Source organism: Klebsiella sp. K5-204, assembly GCF_030128585.1.
Taxonomy (GTDB): Bacteria; Pseudomonadota; Gammaproteobacteria; order Enterobacterales; family Enterobacteriaceae; genus Klebsiella; species Klebsiella quasipneumoniae.
Genome location: NZ_JAKUZS010000001.1, coordinates 1,076,620 through 1,094,384 on the forward strand (window position 1 = coordinate 1,076,620; position 17,765 = coordinate 1,094,384).

Below are 17,765 nucleotides of genomic sequence, written 5' to 3' on the forward strand. Positions count from 1 at the left end.
GCTCCCTGTAAGGCTGATGCCAGCAGGGTACTGATTTTACAGCAGACCGCAACGTCGTTTGCTGCGCTCCTCCGCCTGCCGGTACAGTTCAAACTCATCCTGCACCGGGCAGCCCAGCGCCGCCTCAAAGGCTTCGCGGCTGGCATTCCCGTGGCTGCGCGCCTGGGTTTCGTTACCCAGATTGGACTGAAAAATGCCCGCCGCGCTGACCGGTAAAAAATCCTCATAGACGATGGGCTGGGCCACCACCCATCCGCGCTCGATCAGCGGCTGGGGATCGTCGCCCGGGCGAAACGCCTGGCGATGGGCCTCGCCAGCCGGCGTCAGGCGGTAGCGAAACCAGGCCAGCCCCTGCTGACGCAGCAGAAATTCGCTGTCGGGAAATTCGCGGAACACCTCCTGCAGATGCAGCTGGTGGCTGAGATTGTCTTTGCCGGTCCCTGCCGCCTGCAGCAGCCGGTCGTACAGCGCGCGCCCTTTCGGCGTCAGCGCCACGCCGCGCTGCTCAATTTCGCCAAAGCGGGCGCTGTGGGTGCCGCGGTGTTCGCCGGCGAACATCACCGGCTCCTCAAGCGCCTTGAAGCTGGTCTGCCGCAGGAGGATCGGTACCTCCCGGCGCGGCGGACCTTCGATCAGGGCCTTTGGCTCAATACCGCACTCCGGCATCAGGGCCTGCGCGCGGTCAATATCCAGCGTCCGCGGCGTGAGGTGGTTGATATGGCATCCCGGGAAGCAGACCACATCGGCAATCAGGCGATGCTCGCGATGCAGCGCGTGGTAGGTCTCCTCATCGACGGTGGCATGCCGGTGCCAGCGGAAGGTCTCCAGCGCCTCCTGCACAAACTCGCGGGCTTCCGCTGGGGTGAACGCCCCTTCGGCTTCGTGCCGGGCGATCAGCGCCAGGCAGCGGGGAGTGAATATGTTGCGCCGGGCGAGGATCGCCTCGGCCCGCTCGCGCAGAGCGCGGTTTTCGATCAGCTCCAGACGCAGCAGCGAGGTAAAAACCCGAAACGGATTGCGCGCCAGCGCGGCATCGTCGACAGGACGAAACGCCGTGGAGTGAACCGGCACGTCGGCCTGCGAGAGATCGTAATAGCTGACGGGATACATCCCCATAATGGCAAACATGCGACGCAGCGTCGCCAGTTCCTCCGCTGTGCCCACGCGGATCGCCCCGTGGCGCTCAACGTTCAGACGCGCCAGCTCGTCGGCGTTGGCCAGTTGTTCATGCAGCTTCGGATTATTTTCCAGTACCGCCAGGTTGACGTCAGCCACCAGCTCCAGCAGCGTCCCGTACTGCGGCACTTCCTGCTGGTACATGGCCGACATGGCCTGCGAAAAGTGCTCCCGAATCTCATCAGCCGTGATGGTGTTCGCCATGATGTGTTACCTCCAGTGAATACTTCCTGGAGTGTAGGAAAGCTGCCTCCCGGCGGGGGGAAGAATTTACAAACTGTGATGGCGATAACCTGCTTCCGGTCACGGGCATAGCGCAGAACATAACCGATGGTTATGAAAAACACCCGGTAATTTCACTTTAAATTAACAATACATTTACACACACTGTTTCTGGCGACATTACAACAACATGCCCCTCTACCCTCTATACGGAGTACCCGATGAACGATAAATGGTCCCCGCGCGAGGTTATCCATCGCGATTACAGTAGTCACCCGCCCGCTTACGCCCCGGGCTATAAAACCAGCGTCCTGCGCTCCCCGAAAAACGCCCTGATCTCCCTGCAGAACTCGCTGTCGGAGATCACCGGCCCGGTGTTTAGCCGCGACGACCTGGGTCCGCTGGATAATGACCTTATCCTTAACTATGCCAAAGAAGGCCTGCCGATTGGCGAGCGGATCATTGTGCACGGCTACGTGCGGGATGGCTTCGGCCGACCGATGAAAAACACCCTGGTGGAAGTCTGGCAGGCCAATGCCGGCGGCCGCTATCGACATAAAAAAGATCAGTATCTGGCGCCGATTGACCCGAACTTCGGCGGCTGCGGCCGGGTGCTGACCGACGAGAACGGCTATTACTGTTTTCGCACCATCAAGCCCGGCCCCTACCCCTGGCGCAACCAGGCCAGCGACTGGCGTCCGGCGCATATTCATTTCTCGCTCTCGGGCGACGCCTGGGCCCAGCGCCTGATCACCCAGATGTATTTCGAAGGCGACCCGCTAATCAAGCAGTGCCCGATCGTCAGAACCATTAATAATGACGACGCCGTGCGCACCCTGATCGCCGAGCTGGACATGCACGCCGCCGTGCCGCTGGATTGTCTGGCCTACCGCTTCGACCTTGTTCTGCGCGGCCATCGCGCCACGCTGTTTGAAAATCGCACTCAGGGGGCCGCCCGATGAAAGAGTATCTGCCTGAAACCGCCTCGCAGACCGCCGGACCCTATGTTCATATCGGTCTGGCGCCGGACGCCGCGGGTTTCCATATTTTTGAGAAAAATTTTGGTCCGGTTCTCACCACCGCCGATACCGTCGGAGAACGAATCACCATTGAAGGCCGGGTTATCGACGGCTCCGGAACCTCGGTCCGCGATGTGCTGCTGGAGATCTGGCAGGCCAACGCCGCGGGACGCTATAACCATCCTGACGATCGTCAGCAGCAGAAAGCGGCCGACCCGGGCTTTCGCGGCTGGGGGCGCACCTGCTCTGACTTCACCTCCGGCGTCTGGCGCTTTGAAACCATCAAGCCCGGCGCGGTGGTTGGCCGCGATGGCCGTCTGATGGCGCCGCACGTCAATCTGTGGGTGGTGGCCCGGGGAATCAATATTGGCCTCAATACGCGGATGTATTTTGCCGATGAGCACGAGGCCAACGCCAGCGACCCGGTGCTGAATCTCATCGAGTGGGAGGTGAGACGCAAAACCTTAATCGCTGAGCGCGAAGTTCGCGGTGCGGAAGTGGTCTATCGTTTCGACATTTATCTGCAGGGTGAGAACGAAACCGTCTTTTTCGATATCTAGCGGCCATGCTGACCACCGCCGTCGCCCCGCACAGTCGGGGCGGCGGCGTGTTAAACCATCGGGAAAGATCTTGTAATATAATCGACTCAAATGTTAAAAATATTTTGCTATCTGGTTATCAAATTTAAACAAGGCCGCTTGTCTCTTTCACCGCTGTGTTTTTAACATCATCTTACTATGGAAAAAAATGGTCTCTTCAGTCAGCGCATTCGCTTGCGCCATCTACACACCTTCGTGGCCGTCGCTCAACAGGGAACGCTGGGGCGCGCGGCTGAAACTTTAAATCTGAGCCAGCCAGCACTTTCAAAAACGCTTAACGAGCTTGAACAGCTGACCGGTACCCGTCTGTTTGAGCGGGGACGGCTGGGGGCGCAGCTGACCCTGGTCGGGGAACAGTTTCTGACTCATGCCGTGAAGGTGCTTGATGCCCTTAACTCGGCGGGCCAGGCGCTGAACCGTAAAGAGGGCCTGAATAACGATATTGTACGCATCGGCGCGCTGCCTACCGCCGCGCTGGGGATCCTGCCGACGGTGATCGGCCAGTTCCATAAGCAGCAAAAAGATATCACGCTGCAGGTCGCCACCATGAACAACACCATGCTGCTCGCCGGGTTAAAGTCCGGGGAGATCGACATCGGCATCGGACGGATGTCCGATCCGGAGCTGATGAGCGGCCTGCATTACGAACTGCTGTTCCTGGAATCCCTTAAGCTGGTGGTTCGTCCGGGACATCCCCTGCTGCAGGAGACGGTGACCCTCAGTCGGGTGATGGAGTGGCCGGTGGTGGTCTCGCCAAAGGGCACCGTGCCGCGGCAAAACGCCGAAGCGCTGCTCCAGAGCCAGGGGTGTAAAATGCCCGCCGGCTGCATCGAGACCCTGTCCGCCTCCCTGTCGCGCCAGCTAACGGTTGATTTTGACTATGTCTGGTTCGTCCCTTCCGGGGCGGTGAAAGACGATCTTCGCCGTGGCGTACTGACCGCCCTGCCGATTGCCACCCAGGGCGCCGGGGAGCCCATCGGCATTTTAACCCGCGTCGATGCGACGCTGACCCCCGGGACGCACACCCTGCTCAGCGCTATTCGTAAATCAATGCCTGCCTGATCCGCCGCTCCCCCGGCCCGTCGCGGCCGGGGAGCCGACGCCGACTGAGACACATTCAGCAAAATAATCATTTAGTGCGAAATTATTTATTAACATTTGCGCAAATTTCTTTAACAGATCTATCATATCGCGATTTCACCAAATGGTTCATATGAAATCAAAGCAGGCAATAAATTTGGCTTTATGAAGATAAAAACCACTTCATTCAAAAATAACTTTGTTTCATTTGGTTCGTAATGAGGTGACTGGTGTGGTTAAGGAGATTTCATGACAACTGGCAACGCGCCGCGCGGATTCCCCCGGATCCTGCAGTGGCTTCTCGCCGGACTGATGCTGATCATCGGTCTGGCTATCGGTATTCTGGGGGCAAAACTGGCTCTCGTCGGCGGCACGCTGTACTTTGCGCTGATGGGCGTGGTGATGGTTATCGCGGCAGTGCTAATTTTCCGTCGCCGCCGCGGCGGGATTTTGCTGTACGCCGTGGCGTTTATCGCCTCAGTGATCTGGGCGATCGGCGACGCTGGCTGGAACTTCTGGCCGCTCTTCTCGCGCCTGTTCGCCCTTGGCGTGCTGGCCTTCCTCGCCGCCCTGGTCTGGCCTTTCCTCGCCAGCCCGCCGGCGAAAAAAGGCCCGGCTTTTGCCATCGCCGCCGTGCTCGCCGTGGCGCTGGCGGGAAGCTTTGGCTGGATGTTTAAATCCGAACCGCTGGTCAGCGCCACGGAAGCGGTACCGGTGAAACCCGTCGCACCGGGCGAAGAGCAGAAAAACTGGGCGCACTGGGGCAACACCACCCACGGCGACCGCTTCGCCGCTCTCGATCAAATCAACAAGCACAACGTCAACCAGCTGCAGGTAGCCTGGGTGGCGCATACTGGGGATATTCCGCAGAGCAATGGCTCCGGCGCGGAAGATCAGAATACCCCGCTGCAGATTGGCGATACCCTCTACGTCTGTACCCCATACAGCAAAGTACTGGCGCTGGATGTCGACAGCGGTAAAGAGAAATGGCGCTATGACTCCAAATCCTCTTCGCCTAACTGGCAGCGCTGCCGCGGCTTAGGCTATTACGAAGATAGCCAGGCGCAGACGACGCCAGCGTCAGGCGCCCAGCCTGCCGCCTGCTCCCGTCGTCTGTTCCTGCCGACGATCGATGCCCGCCTGATCGCCATTGATGCCGACACCGGCAAACTGTGCGAGAGCTTCGGCGATCGCGGTATTGTCGACCTCAGCGTCGGAATGGGCGAAGTCAAAGCGGGCTACTATCAACAGACCTCCACCCCGCTGGTCGCGGGCAATGTGGTGGTGGTGGGCGGCCGCGTCGCGGATAACTACTCTACCGGCGAACCGCCGGGGGTGGTCCGCGCGTTTGACGTCCATACCGGTAAACTGGCCTGGGCGTGGGATCCGGGTAATCCGGCGCTGACCGGCGTACCGCTGGAGGGCCAGACCTATACGCGCGGCACGCCGAACGTCTGGTCGGCGATGTCTTACGACGCGAAGCTGAACCTGATCTATCTGCCGACCGGCAACGCTACGCCAGACTTCTTCGGCGGCGAACGAACCGCGCTGGACGACAAATACAGCTCCTCTATCGTCGCTGTGGATGCCGCGACCGGCCAGGTACGCTGGCACTTCCAGACCACCCACCACGACCTGTGGGACTTTGACCTGCCGTCTCAGCCGCTGCTGTACGATCTGCCTGACGGCAAGGGCGGCACCACCCCGGTGCTGGTGCAAACCAGCAAGCAGGGCATGATCTTTATGCTCAATCGCGAAACCGGCGAGCCGGTGGCGAAAGTGGAAGAGCGACCGGTGCCGGTGGGCAACGTCAAAGGCGAGCGCTACTCGCCGACGCAGCCTTACTCGGTGGGAATGCCGATGATCGGCAACCAGACGCTGACCGAGTCCGATATGTGGGGCGCGACGCCGATCGACCTGCTGCTGTGCCGTATCCAGTTCAAAGAGATGCGCCACCAGGGGGTCTTTACCCCGCCGGGGGAAGACCGCTCCCTGCAGTTCCCGGGCTCGCTCGGCGGCATGAACTGGGGCAGCGTCTCGGTGGATCCCAATAACAGCCTGATGTTCGTTAACGATATGCGTCTCGGTCTCGCCAACTATATGGTGCCGCGCGAGAAGGTAGCGAAAGACGCCAGCGGCATTGAGATGGGCATCGTGCCGATGGAAGGCACGCCGTTTGGCGCCATGCGCGAACGTTTCCTGTCGCCGCTGGGCATTCCGTGCCAGAAACCGCCTTTCGGCACCATGTCCGCTGTGGATCTGAAAACCGGGAAACTGGTGTGGCAGGTGCCGGTAGGCACCGTAGAGGATACCGGGCCGCTGGGGATCCGCATGCATATGCCGATTCCGATCGGTATGCCGACCCTTGGCGCGTCGCTGGCGACGCAGTCCGGGCTGCTGTTCTTCGCCGGCACCCAGGATTTCTACCTGCGCGCCTTTGATACCGCTAACGGCAAGGAGATCTGGAAATCCCGTCTGCCGGTTGGCAGTCAGTCCGGCCCGATGACCTACGTGTCGCCGAAAACCGGTAAGCAGTACATCATTATCAATGCGGGCGGCGCCCGTCAGTCTCCGGATCGCGGGGATTACATTATCGCCTACGCGCTTCCTGACCATCACTGATTGACCTAAGCAAAAGGGCCCATTCGGGCCCTTTTTTGCGGCTGACGAAACGCCTTGCGCGTTAGCGATTACTGGTCGCCAAAGTGGATCACGGTGCGAATCGATTTGCCTTCATGCATCAGGTCAAAGGCCTCGTTAATTTGCGCCAGCGGCAGGCGATGAGTAATAAACGGGTCGAGGCGAATTTTACCCGCCATCGCGTCTTCCACCATTCCCGGCAGCTGGCTACGGCCTTTCACGCCGCCAAAGGCGGAGCCGCGCCACACCCGGCCAGTCACCAGCTGGAACGGACGGGTCTTGATCTCCTGCCCGGCGCCGGCCACGCCGATAATGACGCTCTCGCCCCAGCCTTTATGGCAGCATTCCAGCGCCGCGCGCATCACATTGACATTACCGATGCACTCGAAGCTGAAATCCACCCCGCCGTCGGTCAGCTCAACGATCACATCCTGAATGGGCTTATCGTAGTCGTTGGGGTTGATAAAGTCGGTAGCCCCCATCTCTTTCGCGAGAGTGAACTTATCCGGGTTAGTATCGACCGCCAGAATCCGCCCGGCTTGCGCCTGCACGGCGCCCTGGATCACCGCCAGGCCGATGCCGCCCAGGCCAAAGACCGCGACGGTATCCCCGGGCTTAACCTTCGCCGTGTTATGCACCGCGCCGATGCCGGTGGTCACGCCGCAGCCCAGCAGACACACTTTATCCAGCGGCGCCTGCGGATTGACTTTCGCCAGCGAGATCTCAGCGCAGACCGTGTATTCGCTGAAGGTGCTGGTGCCCATGTAGTGATAAATCGGTTCGCCGTTATACGAGAAACGGGTGGTGCCGTCCGGCATCAGCCCTTTGCCCTGGGTGGCGCGCACCGCCTGACAGAGATTGGTTTTACCCGACTTACAGAACTTGCACTCGCCGCATTCGGCGGTATACAGCGGGATGACATGATCGCCCGGCTTAAGACTGGTGACGCCCTCGCCCACTTCCACGACCACGCCGCCGCCTTCATGGCCCAGCACCGCCGGGAAGACGCCTTCCGGATCGTCGCCGGAAAGGGTGAAGGCATCGGTATGGCACACGCCGGTATGGGTGATTTTCACCAGAACTTCGCCTTTTTTCGGCGGCGCGACGTCAATCTCTACGATTTTTAACGGCTGACCGGGGCCAAAGGCCACTGCTGCGCGTGATTTCATAACTGTCTCTTCCTCGTCGTGATGTTATTTTAAATAAGATCGTAGCAGATGACCGACCTCTGCCATTCTCGCGGCCCGCTGGTCCGGGGTGGTGTCGCCGCTGACCAGCTCGTCCTGCAGGTGGATCTCCACCATTTCGCCCATCAGACCGTTTGCCGCCCCGCGAATCGAGGCGATCTGCTGCAGGATAGTCATACAGGGTTCGCCTGACTCCAGCGCGCGTTCAAGGGCTTCAACCTGGCCGCGGATGCGGCGTACGCGGCTGAGGGCCCGTTTTTTATCTTCAGGTGAATGTGGCACGATAACGCCTCCGTATCATATAGGGGGGTATACTATATTTTATTAGCCGCAAAGGCAAAAAAAACCCCGTCGCGGGACGGGGTCTGAATGTTGAAGCGAGTGATTCAGCGCTTACGGGGCATCATTCGCAGCAGGGTATTATCTTTCCACCAGTAATGATGGAGCAGCGCGGCAAAGGCATGCAGGCCAATCACGAAGTAACCGGCATTCGCTAACCATTCATGGATCGCTTTCAGGGTGTCCACCCGCTCAAAATCGCTCTGCGGGGCATACGGCATCGTCAGGCCAAAGGCGTACCAGGGATTCCCGCGCCAGTACATCATCACCATGCCGATCAGCGGCAGGACAATAAACAGCAGATAAATAACCAGATGGCCGAGATGGGCGAAACCGGTCATCATTGGCGACGGCTTCGGCACGATCGGCGGCGTCGGCGTTTTCAGCCGCACCAGCAGACGCGCCGCCATCAGCACGCAAATGGCGATCCCGCAGGAAACATGAATCATATTAATCAGCGGCCGATCGCTGCGGGGGAAAAATCCGCGCAGCTCCATCGCCGCATAGGCCACCACCACCAGCAAGAAGACCAGCCAGTGGATGCCAATCTGCAGGCCGGAATATTTATCGCGCATGGAATATCCTTAATGGAAAGTGTGATGCTGCCAACATAGCGGCCTTCCCTTAAATTTTCATTAACCTTTACGTTGAATTAACAAATGATTACCGCATTGTGCCGAGCCGCTGCGCCCGGGCCACGCGAACGGGCGCCGGATACCATGAGCTATTACAAAATTAAACAGTTTTGTTACCTGCCGCCGCGCTCTCCCCTCTATAGTTGAGAACATCTGTCGGCCACGCTGCGTATGGAGATAAAAAATGAAGAAAATTAGCTTACCGCTATTGCTGCTGACCGCGTTGGCCAGCCCGACTTTCGCCGCGGACTGTCAGCCTAACGGCATCGGCGGCTCATTTTGCATTAACGATGACGGGACCACTACCGACACGGTGCCGAATGAAGTCAACGGTATGGATACGTATTCGAACAATGGCGGATACAGCAGTTCTCTGCCCGACCAGTCGGGGGCAGAGGAAGCGCTTGAAGGGTCAACGCTGTCGACGCAGCAGGACAGCGTCGCCAGCAGCGGTCAGGGAGACAGCGCCCTGGCGGGCCGCGACTGGCATTCGCCGTCCAATCTGAATGATGGCGCCGCCACCTCCAGTATGAGCCTGCTGGATAAACCCTGAGGCCTGGCGTCAGGCAAAGCTCCAGCCTGCGGCGCCGATGGCGACGGCGAACAGCAGGCAGGCCAGCGCCGTTTTGCGTAACAGCATGGTATAGAAGGAGATGGCGACGCCAACGAATACCACCAACAGAATGGGCCACATGCTTAATAACAACAGCAGAAAACCCTCAATATTATTATGGATTACGCTTTCCACATCCGCATCCCTGCCTCATCGTCGATAAAGTAAGCAGAATTTAATATGTAACATGAATACATTCAAATAAAATATAAATGTAAATGATTATGCGCCGCATTCTGCTGCGCCGGCCGGGCCTGGCGCAGGCGTTTGTTTCTTTTGCCTTTTTTCAATCGTTTTAAAGCGTTAGGTATCTGTTGTATAATGACGTGCACTTTAACTAAAAAAAGAGTGCGACCATGATTGATTCCTCATTGCCATTAACCGACATTCACCGCCACCTTGACGGTAACATCCGGGCCCAAACCATCCTCGATCTTGGCCGCGAGTTTAACATCCCCCTTCCCGCTACCACCCTTGACACGCTGCGTCCCCACGTCCAGGTCACCAGCCTGGAGCCCGATCTGGTCAGTTTTCTCGCCAAGCTCGACTGGGGGGTGAAAGTCCTGGCCTCGCTGGAAGCCTGCCGTCGCGTGGCATATGAGAACGTCGAAGACGCGGCGCGCAATGGCCTGCACTACGTGGAGCTGCGCTTCTCCCCCCGCTATATGGCGATGACCCACCAGCTGCCGGTCGACGGCGTGGTAGAGGCAGTGATCGCCGGGGTACGTGAGGGGTGCCGCGATTTCCAGGTCGATGCCCGCCTGATCGGCATTTTGAGCCGCACCTTTGGCGAAGCGGCCTGCCAGGAAGAGCTGGCGGCCCTGCTCGCCCACCGCGATGGCATCACCGCCCTCGACCTCGCTGGCGATGAGCTGGGATTCCCGGGGGCGCTGTTCCTCAGTCATTTTAACCAGGCCCGCGATGCCGGGTGGCATATCACCGTCCACGCTGGCGAAGCGGCCGGCCCGGAAAGTATCTGGCAGGCCATCCGTGAACTGGGCGCCGAGCGCATCGGCCATGGGGTAAAAGCGGTACAGGATCCCGCCCTGATGGACTATCTGGCCGAGCACCGCATCGGGATTGAATCCTGCCTCACCTCGAACGTGCAAACCAGCACCGTGCCCTCTCTGGCCCAGCATCCGCTGAAGCAGTTCCTTGAGCACGGCGTGCTGGCGAGTCTCAACACTGACGATCCGGCGGTCCAGGGGGTCGACATTATCCACGAATACACCGTGGCGGCGCCGGCGGCGGGGCTGAGCCGGGAGCAGATCCGCCAGGCGCAGATCAACGGTTTGACTCAGGCGTTTCTCAGCGAACAGGAAAAAGCCGCGCTCATTCAGCGGGTGGCCAAAGGCTGATTACCGGCCCGGCAGCCGCGCTGCCGGGCTATTTTTCACACCAGGCTGAGCGTGGCGCGGTGCCGGGCCGACTCGATACCGAGCTCAATCAGGGTCATGATCTGAATCGCCTCGCTGGCCGGGACCGGGTTTTCTCCCACCCCGTTGAGCGCATCGCGGATAGCGGCATAGTAAGCGGGATAATTGCCCGGCAGCGTCAGCCACGTCTCCTCGCTGCGTTCGTCGCCTTCAGCGCGAGTGAGGGTACCGTCACGCATATCATACCCCCAGTCCTCCTGCGGCAAACGCTCGCCATTTTTCAACCGCTCCTCCTGCGGGTCGAGACCGTACTTGATATAGCTGGCCCGCGAGCCGTGGACGATAAAGCGCGCGCTCTCCGCGGCGGCGAGCAATGTGCCGTGCAGCACCACCCGCCGCTGGGGATAGGCCAGCACCGCGTGAAAATAGTCGGTGGATTGCGCGCCGGGCCGAAGCTGAGCGAGATCGACCGTGATGCTCACCGGCAGACCAAACAGCGCCACCGCCTGGTCGAGCAGATGCGGTCCAAGATCATACCAAATTCCGCTCCCGGGGCCCGCCTGCTCCCGCCAGCGCTGGCGCACCTGCGGCCGGAAACGGTCGAAATGTGATTCGAAGTAACACACCTCTCCCAGCTGGCCTTCGTTGATCAACGTTCTGACCGTTAAGAAATCACTGTCCCAGCGCCGGTTGTGAAATACCGACAGCACCCGACCACAGTGCTTCGCCAGGCTCTCCAGCTCGCGAGCCTGTGACAGTGTCACGGTAAAGGGTTTATCCACCACCACGTGCTTCCCGGCCTCCAGCGCCGCTTTCGCCAGTGGGAAGTGCGTGTCGTTCGGCGTGGCGATGACCACCAGATCGATCTCCGGGTCGTTCAGCAATTCACTCGCCGCACTGACCACCTTCACGCCAGGCCAGTCGGCATGAACTTTGGCCGCGTCGCTGCTGGAGACCGTCGTCAGCGCCAGGCCCGACGTGCCGCTGATTAACGGCGCATGAAACGTTTTGCTGGCGTAGCCATAGCCCACCAGCCCCACCCGGATCGCATCACTCATGTTACCGCCTCGCTTATTCAGCTGATGTCAATATCTGGTTAATGAGAATATTCTTACAAACCGCGACTCAAACTTATCATTTTTCCACTTACGGTTTTACCGCATGCGTGAAAAATCAGACAGATACCCCTTGTGATCTGCTGACCATGGAGTAACATTTCCCACTGTGTTCAAAGGATATTGAAGTGTTATGACGACTGTTTTTACCCGTATTGTAGAACTTATTGGCTGGATTGTTTTTGGGATTTCCGCACTGCTTTTGGTTATCGCGCACCATATTGATAATTATCAGTCGCCACCGCCAGCGGATGTGGTGCAGACAAAGTAGCGCCGCCGTGAAACAGTGACCTGCTTCGCAACTGTGCAACCGGTTTCAGAAACCGGTTGCACGCTTATCCTTGCTTTGATTACACTCCCTCTATCATCAGACTGGGAGCTTTTTCATGGCCGCTTTTCCGCAACATTTTTTATGGGGTGCCGCTACCGCAGCGTATCAGGTCGAAGGTGGGCACGACGCTGACGGTAAAGGACCGTCAATCTGGGATATTTACTCTCACCTGCCGGGAACCACCTTTGAAGGGACCACCGGCGATATCGCCGTCGATCACTATCACCGTTTTCGCGAAGACGTGGCGTTGATGGCCGAGATGGGCCTGCAGAGCTATCGCTTTTCCATCTCCTGGCCCCGCCTGCTGCCCACCGGGCGCGGCGAGGTTAATGAAGCAGGCGTGCAGTTTTATAGCGATCTGATCGATGAACTGCTGGCGCATAATATTGAGCCGATGATCACCCTCTATCACTGGGACCTGCCGCAGGCCCTGCAGGATGAGGGCGGCTGGGAAGCACGCAGCACCGCCGAGGCCTTCGCCGAGTATGCCCGCCTGTGCTACGCGCGCTTTGGTTCGCGGGTGAAGCTGTGGGCGACCTTTAACGAGACCATTGTCTTCATCGGCCACGGCTACATTAACGGCCTGCATCCCCCGGCCGTTCGCGATCCGGCGCGCGCCATCCAGGCCTGTCATCACGTATTTATCGCCCATGCGCTGGCGGTGAAGGCTTTTCGCGAGATGGACGTGGCGGGCGAGATTGGTTTCGTCAATGTGCTGCAGCCGCATACCCCACTCACCGACAGCGAGGCAGACCGGCAGGCTACCGACCTGGCTGACGCCATCCATACCCACTGGCTGTACGATCCGGTGCTAAAAGGCGCCTATCCTGCTGCCCTGCTGGCGCAGACTCAAGCGCTGTGGGGCGTACCGCGCTTTGCTCCAGGGGACGACGCGCTGCTGCGAGACAACCGCTGTGACTTTATCGGTCTGAATTACTATCGTCGGGAAACGGTATCCGCCCAGCCGCCCGAAATCCCCACCGGCGGCGAGCCTGGCGTGGAGGGGTTATTCTATTTCGTGCGTAATCCGCAAAGCACCTATACCGAATGGGGCTGGGAGATCTGGCCGCAGGGGCTGACCGACGGCATTATGATGATCAAGGCGCGCTATGGCGATATCCCGATCTATATCACCGAGAATGGCCTTGGGGCGAAAGACCCGATTATTGCCGGTGAGGTGGTCGACGATCCGCGAATCGACTATCTGAGCAGCCATATTGGCGCCCTGGAAAAGGCGCTGGCGCAGGGAGCGGACGTCCGCGGCTATTATCCCTGGTCGTTTATCGATTTGCTGAGCTGGCTCAACGGTTATCAAAAGCAATATGGCTTTGTCTATGTGGACCACCAGCAAAATCTGGCACGCAAACGAAAGAAGAGTTTTTATTGGTACAAATCTGTTATTGCCAGCCGCGGCGAACAGCGTTAATCTTCTCCTGCGGGCGCCATTCGGCGCCCGGTCTGATTTAGAATATTCTTAAACATCTCCCTGCTCTTCAAGGTTGGCTTTGCTCCTTGTCATGGGTTTTTATAACCTGAATCATGCCACGCGGCCCCGGCAGAAGGCGCCGTTGGTTGAGAGTAGGTTTAGTGAATGCTGATAATATTCAACGTAATTATTCCGATTATAAAATGGATACGAAAATGACCGTTCTGGACTATTTATTAAAATTCCGCAAAATCAGTTCGCTGGAAAGTCTTGAAAAACTATTTGATCACCTTAACTACTCCCTGACTGACACCGAAGAGATCGTTAATATGTATCGCGCCGCCGACCATCGCCGGGCAGAGCTGGTTTCCGGTGGTAAATTGTTCGATGTGGGCCAGGTGCCTAAATCCGTTTGGCGATTCGTGCAGTAAGACTGTCATCCTTCACGCCAGTTGCTTATACTTCCCGGCCTGCTTTTATATACTGGCGTTGAATAGGGGAGAAACATGACGTCTCAATCTGCGGAGCGCATCGGCGGATGGCTGTTGGCACCGCTGGCCTGGTTGCTGTTGGCGCTGTTGAGCGCCTCGTTATCGCTGCTATTTTTTGCCAATGCCCTCATGTCGCCGCAGACCTGGGCCCTGCTGCGCGCCATGAGCACCGGACACATGGCGCTGTGGGTCGCCTCGCTGCTGTTTGCCATCGCCATGTGGTTTTATACGCTCTGGCTGACCATCGCCTTTTTCAAGCGGCGCTCGCTGGTGCCGAAACACTATATTATCTGGCTGCTCATTACGCTGCTGCTGGCGATAAAGGCGTTTGCCTTCTCCCCCGTTTCGGATGCCCTTGCTCTGCGTCAGCTACTGTTTCCGCTGCTGGCCGCCGCGCTGTTGGCGCCCTATTTTCGCCGTTCACAGCGGGTCAAACGGACCTTTGTTAATCCGTAAAAACCCCACACTTACCCTGTTGTCGCCGGTATCGTTTTATTCGATAATAAGCGGCTTTTTTTCGTTTCAGGTCGCATGATGGCTGATTATTTACTGCTCTTTATCGGTACTGTCCTTGTCAATAACTTCGTTTTAGTGAAGTTCCTTGGCCTGTGCCCGTTTATGGGTGTTTCCAAAAAGCTGGAAACCGCAATGGGAATGGGGCTCGCGACCACCTTCGTGATGACCCTGGCCTCTATTTGCGCCTGGCTGATTGATACCTGGATCCTTATCCCGCTAAATCTGGTTTATTTACGTACCCTGGCCTTTATTCTGGTTATCGCCGTGGTGGTTCAGTTCACTGAGATGGTGGTGCGTAAAACCAGCCCGGCGCTTTATCGCCTGCTGGGGATCTTTTTGCCACTGATCACCACCAACTGCGCGGTGCTTGGGGTGGCGCTGCTGAACATCAATCTGGGCCACAATTTCCTGCAGTCGGCGCTGTACGGTTTTGCCGCCGCCGTCGGCTTCTCGCTGGTGATGGTGCTGTTCGCGGCGATCCGCGAGCGTCTGGTGGTGGCCGATGTCCCCGCGCCGTTCCGCGGTAATGCCATCGCGCTGATTACCGCCGGTTTAATGTCTCTGGCCTTTATGGGCTTTAGTGGTTTGGTGAAGTTGTAATGAGCGCAGTCTGGATAGCCGTGATCGCCATCAGCCTGTTAGGGCTGATTTTCGGCTTAATACTGGGGTATGCGTCGCGCCGTTTCGCGGTGCAGGACGACCCGGTGGTGGAAAAAATTGATGAACTGTTGCCGCAGAGCCAGTGTGGGCAGTGCGGCTACCCTGGCTGCCGCCCCTATGCGGAAGCGGTGGGCGTGCAGGGTGAGAAAATTAACCGCTGCGCGCCGGGTGGCGAAGCGGTGATGTTAAAAATCGCCGCCCTGCTCAACGTCGACCCGCAGCCCGTCGACGGCGACGAGCAGGTAGCCGAGCCGGCCCGCATGCTCGCCGTGATTGACGAGCCGAACTGCATCGGCTGCACCAAATGTATTCAGGCGTGTCCGGTGGATGCCATTGTCGGGGCGACCCGCGCCATGCATACCGTGATGAGCGACCTGTGCACCGGCTGCAACCTGTGTGTTGCCCCCTGCCCGACCCAGTGCATTTCACTCGTTCCGGTGGCGACGACCCCGGAAACCTGGAAATGGGATCTGAATACGATCCCGGTGCGAAATATTCCTGTGGAACAACATGTTTAAGCTATTTTCCGCTTTCCGAAAAGATAAAGTCTGGGATTTTAACGGCGGTATTCACCCGCCGGAGATGAAAACCCAGTCTAACGGCACCCCGCTGCGCCAGGTTTCCCTGCCGCAGCGCTTTGTGATCCCGCTGAAGCAGCACATCGGCGCCGAAGGCGAACTGTGCGTCAAGGTCGGCGACCGGGTGCTGCGCGGCCAGCCGCTGACCCGCGGTTGGGGAAGAATGCTGCCGGTTCACGCTCCCACCTCCGGCACCGTTGCCGCTATCGCCCCGCACACCACTGCCCATCCGTCCGCGCTGGCGGAGATGAGCGTGATCATTGACGCCGACGGCGAAGACCGCTGGATCGAACGCGACGGCTGGAGCGACTATCAGACCCGCACCCGTGAAGCGCTGATTGAGCGCATCCACCAGTTTGGCGTTGCCGGCCTCGGCGGCGCGGGCTTCCCCACCGGCAGTAAACTGCGCGGCGGCGGCGATAAAATTAAAACGCTGATCATTAACGCCGCCGAGTGCGAACCCTATATCACGGCGGACGACCGTCTGATGCAGGACTGCGCGGCGCAGATTGTCGAAGGGATCCGCATCCTTGCCCATATTCTGCAGCCTGACGAGGTGCTGATCGGCATTGAAGACAATAAGCCGCAGGCCATCTCGATGCTGCGGGCGGTGCTTTGCGACGCCCATGGCATTTCGCTGCGCGTGATCCCCACCAAATACCCCTCCGGCGGCGCCAAGCAGCTCACCCAAATTCTCACCGGCAAACAGGTACCCCACGGTGGTCGCTCTTCGGACATTGGCGTGCTGATGCAGAACGTCGGTACAGCCTATGCGGTGAAACGCGCAGTGATTGACGGCGAGCCGTTAACCGAGCGCGTGGTCACCCTCACCGGCGAGGCGGTAACCCGGCCGGGCAACGTCTGGGCGCGCCTTGGCACGCCGGTGCGCCATCTGCTTAACGACGCCGGCTTCTGCGCCAGCGCCGAGCCGATGGTGATCATGGGCGGGCCGCTGATGGGCTTTACCCTGCCGGGGCTCGACGTCCCGGTGGTGAAGATCACCAACTGTCTGTTAGCGCCCTCCGCCAGCGAAATGGGCGAGCCGCAGGAAGAGAAAGGCTGCATTCGCTGCAGCGCCTGCGCCGACGCCTGCCCGGCCGATCTGCTGCCGCAGCAGCTTTACTGGTTCAGCAAAGGCCAGCAGCACGATAAAGCCACCGCCCACAATCTGGCGGACTGCATCGAATGCGGCGCGTGCGCGTGGGTATGCCCAAGCAATATTCCGCTGGTGCAGTACTTCCGTCAGGAGAAAGCCGAGATCGCGGCGATTCGTCAGGAAGAGCAGCGCGCTGCGGAAGCCAAAGCGCGATTCGAGGCCCGACAGGCGCGCCTGGAGCGTGAGAAAGCGGCCCGCGCCGAGCGGCATAAAAAAGCCGCCGTCCAGCCTGCCGCCAAAGATCAGGATGCGATTAACGCCGCCCTGGCCCGGGTACGTGATAAACAGCGCGACGCCGCGCAGCCTATCGTGATTCAGGCCGGCGCCAGACCGGACAACAGCGAGGCGATCGCCGCCCGCGAAGCGCGGAAGGCCGAAGCCCGGGCGCGTAAAGCGCAGCAGCAGGCCGCGCCGGCGGAAACTCCGTCGACCGACGCTGCCGATCCACGCAAAGCGGCCGTGGAAGCCGCCATCGCCCGCGCCAAAGCGCGCAAAGCCGAACAGCAGGCCGTGCCGGCGGAAGCCCCGGCGGCCGAGCCGGCCGACCCGCGCAAGGCCGCGGTGGAAGCCGCCATCGCCCGCGCCAAAGCGCGCAAAGCCGAACAG

The 17,765-nt window shown here is 59.2% G+C and carries 19 protein-coding genes; 13 read left to right on the forward strand and 6 right to left on the reverse strand.

Annotated features, from left to right (window positions below):
- Positions 1–36: 36 nt before the first annotated feature.
- Positions 37–1,380, reverse strand: coding sequence for a VOC family protein (locus tag MKR05_RS05340; protein ID WP_101866484.1), 1,344 nt, complete (start codon positions 1,378–1,380; stop codon positions 37–39).
- A gap of 239 nt (positions 1,381–1,619) precedes the next feature.
- On the opposite strand from MKR05_RS05340, the gene pcaH reads away from it, so the two are divergent.
- The 4 genes from pcaH (at position 1,620) to MKR05_RS05360 (ending at position 6,718) form a co-directional block, all read left to right on the forward strand.
- Positions 1,620–2,360 carry a protocatechuate 3,4-dioxygenase subunit beta gene (pcaH, locus tag MKR05_RS05345; RefSeq protein ID WP_004202816.1) on the forward strand — a complete coding sequence of 247 codons (741 nt, stop codon included), beginning with the start codon at positions 1,620–1,622 and terminating at the stop codon, positions 2,358–2,360.
- The gene (pcaG, locus tag MKR05_RS05350; protein WP_131096223.1) at positions 2,357–2,977 is read left to right on the forward strand and encodes a protocatechuate 3,4-dioxygenase subunit alpha; all 621 of its coding nucleotides are present in this window, start codon (positions 2,357–2,359) and stop codon (positions 2,975–2,977) included. The genes pcaH and pcaG overlap by 4 nt, the downstream gene beginning before the upstream one ends.
- A gap of 177 nt (positions 2,978–3,154) precedes the next feature.
- Positions 3,155–4,078 carry a LysR substrate-binding domain-containing protein gene (locus MKR05_RS05355; protein WP_023289914.1) on the forward strand — a complete coding sequence of 308 codons (924 nt, stop codon included), beginning with the start codon at positions 3,155–3,157 and terminating at the stop codon, positions 4,076–4,078.
- A 267-nt stretch (positions 4,079–4,345) separates the two neighbouring features.
- Entirely contained in the window at positions 4,346–6,718 is a 2,373-nt protein-coding gene (locus MKR05_RS05360; protein ID WP_131096224.1) for a membrane-bound PQQ-dependent dehydrogenase, glucose/quinate/shikimate family, read from the forward strand.
- Positions 6,719–6,786: 68 nt separating this feature from the next.
- On the opposite strand, the gene MKR05_RS05365 is transcribed toward MKR05_RS05360, so the two are convergent.
- The 3 genes from MKR05_RS05365 to cybB all read right to left on the reverse strand — a co-directional run bounded on the left by MKR05_RS05365 (position 6,787) and on the right by cybB (position 8,837).
- Positions 6,787–7,905 carry an S-(hydroxymethyl)glutathione dehydrogenase/class III alcohol dehydrogenase gene (locus tag MKR05_RS05365; protein ID WP_023289916.1) on the reverse strand — a complete coding sequence of 373 codons (1,119 nt, stop codon included), beginning with the start codon at positions 7,903–7,905 and terminating at the stop codon, positions 6,787–6,789.
- Between the two features lie 24 nt (positions 7,906–7,929).
- Positions 7,930–8,205, reverse strand: a complete 276-nt coding sequence (locus tag MKR05_RS05370; RefSeq protein WP_004202822.1) for a metal/formaldehyde-sensitive transcriptional repressor — start codon at positions 8,203–8,205, stop codon at positions 7,930–7,932.
- Positions 8,206–8,309: 104 nt separating this feature from the next.
- On the reverse strand, positions 8,310–8,837 hold the full coding sequence (cybB, locus tag MKR05_RS05375; RefSeq protein WP_072413280.1) for a cytochrome b561: 528 nt from the start codon (positions 8,835–8,837) through the stop codon (positions 8,310–8,312).
- A gap of 244 nt (positions 8,838–9,081) precedes the next feature.
- Between cybB and MKR05_RS05380 the strand changes: the two genes are divergently transcribed.
- Complete coding sequence (locus MKR05_RS05380) at positions 9,082–9,450, forward strand: hypothetical protein (protein WP_004202826.1); 369 nt, start codon at positions 9,082–9,084, stop codon at positions 9,448–9,450.
- Positions 9,451–9,459: 9 nt separating this feature from the next.
- Here MKR05_RS05380 and MKR05_RS05385 read toward each other — a convergent pair whose 3' ends face one another.
- Positions 9,460–9,645, reverse strand: a complete 186-nt coding sequence (locus tag MKR05_RS05385; RefSeq protein ID WP_004202827.1) for a hypothetical protein — start codon at positions 9,643–9,645, stop codon at positions 9,460–9,462.
- A gap of 221 nt (positions 9,646–9,866) precedes the next feature.
- Between MKR05_RS05385 and add the strand changes: the two genes are divergently transcribed.
- The gene (add, locus tag MKR05_RS05390; protein ID WP_064157929.1) at positions 9,867–10,868 is read left to right on the forward strand and encodes an adenosine deaminase; all 1,002 of its coding nucleotides are present in this window, start codon (positions 9,867–9,869) and stop codon (positions 10,866–10,868) included.
- A 35-nt stretch (positions 10,869–10,903) separates the two neighbouring features.
- On the opposite strand, the gene MKR05_RS05395 is transcribed toward add, so the two are convergent.
- On the reverse strand, positions 10,904–11,944 hold the full coding sequence (locus MKR05_RS05395; protein ID WP_044523534.1) for an oxidoreductase: 1,041 nt from the start codon (positions 11,942–11,944) through the stop codon (positions 10,904–10,906).
- Between the two features lie 190 nt (positions 11,945–12,134).
- Between MKR05_RS05395 and blr the strand changes: the two genes are divergently transcribed.
- The 7 genes from blr to rsxC form a co-directional block, all read left to right on the forward strand.
- Complete coding sequence (blr, locus tag MKR05_RS05400) at positions 12,135–12,272, forward strand: division septum protein Blr (protein WP_012541534.1); 138 nt, start codon at positions 12,135–12,137, stop codon at positions 12,270–12,272.
- Positions 12,273–12,387: 115 nt separating this feature from the next.
- Positions 12,388–13,758, forward strand: a complete 1,371-nt coding sequence (locus MKR05_RS05405) for a GH1 family beta-glucosidase (protein ID WP_065812564.1) — start codon at positions 12,388–12,390, stop codon at positions 13,756–13,758.
- Positions 13,759–13,973: 215 nt separating this feature from the next.
- The gene (ydgT, locus tag MKR05_RS05410; protein WP_004202843.1) at positions 13,974–14,189 is read left to right on the forward strand and encodes a transcription modulator YdgT; all 216 of its coding nucleotides are present in this window, start codon (positions 13,974–13,976) and stop codon (positions 14,187–14,189) included.
- A gap of 75 nt (positions 14,190–14,264) precedes the next feature.
- Positions 14,265–14,705, forward strand: coding sequence for a DUF2569 domain-containing protein (locus MKR05_RS05415; protein WP_023289920.1), 441 nt, complete (start codon positions 14,265–14,267; stop codon positions 14,703–14,705).
- Positions 14,706–14,783: 78 nt separating this feature from the next.
- Entirely contained in the window at positions 14,784–15,365 is a 582-nt protein-coding gene (gene rsxA, locus MKR05_RS05420; RefSeq protein ID WP_002907658.1) for an electron transport complex subunit RsxA, read from the forward strand.
- Positions 15,365–15,943, forward strand: a complete 579-nt coding sequence (gene rsxB / locus MKR05_RS05425) for an electron transport complex subunit RsxB (protein WP_131096225.1) — start codon at positions 15,365–15,367, stop codon at positions 15,941–15,943. The genes rsxA and rsxB overlap by 1 nt, the downstream gene beginning before the upstream one ends.
- Positions 15,936–17,765: electron transport complex subunit RsxC (gene rsxC / locus MKR05_RS05430; RefSeq protein WP_284123263.1), on the forward strand; the 1,830-nt coding region annotated here is incomplete at its 3' end. The genes rsxB and rsxC, both read left to right, overlap by 8 nt.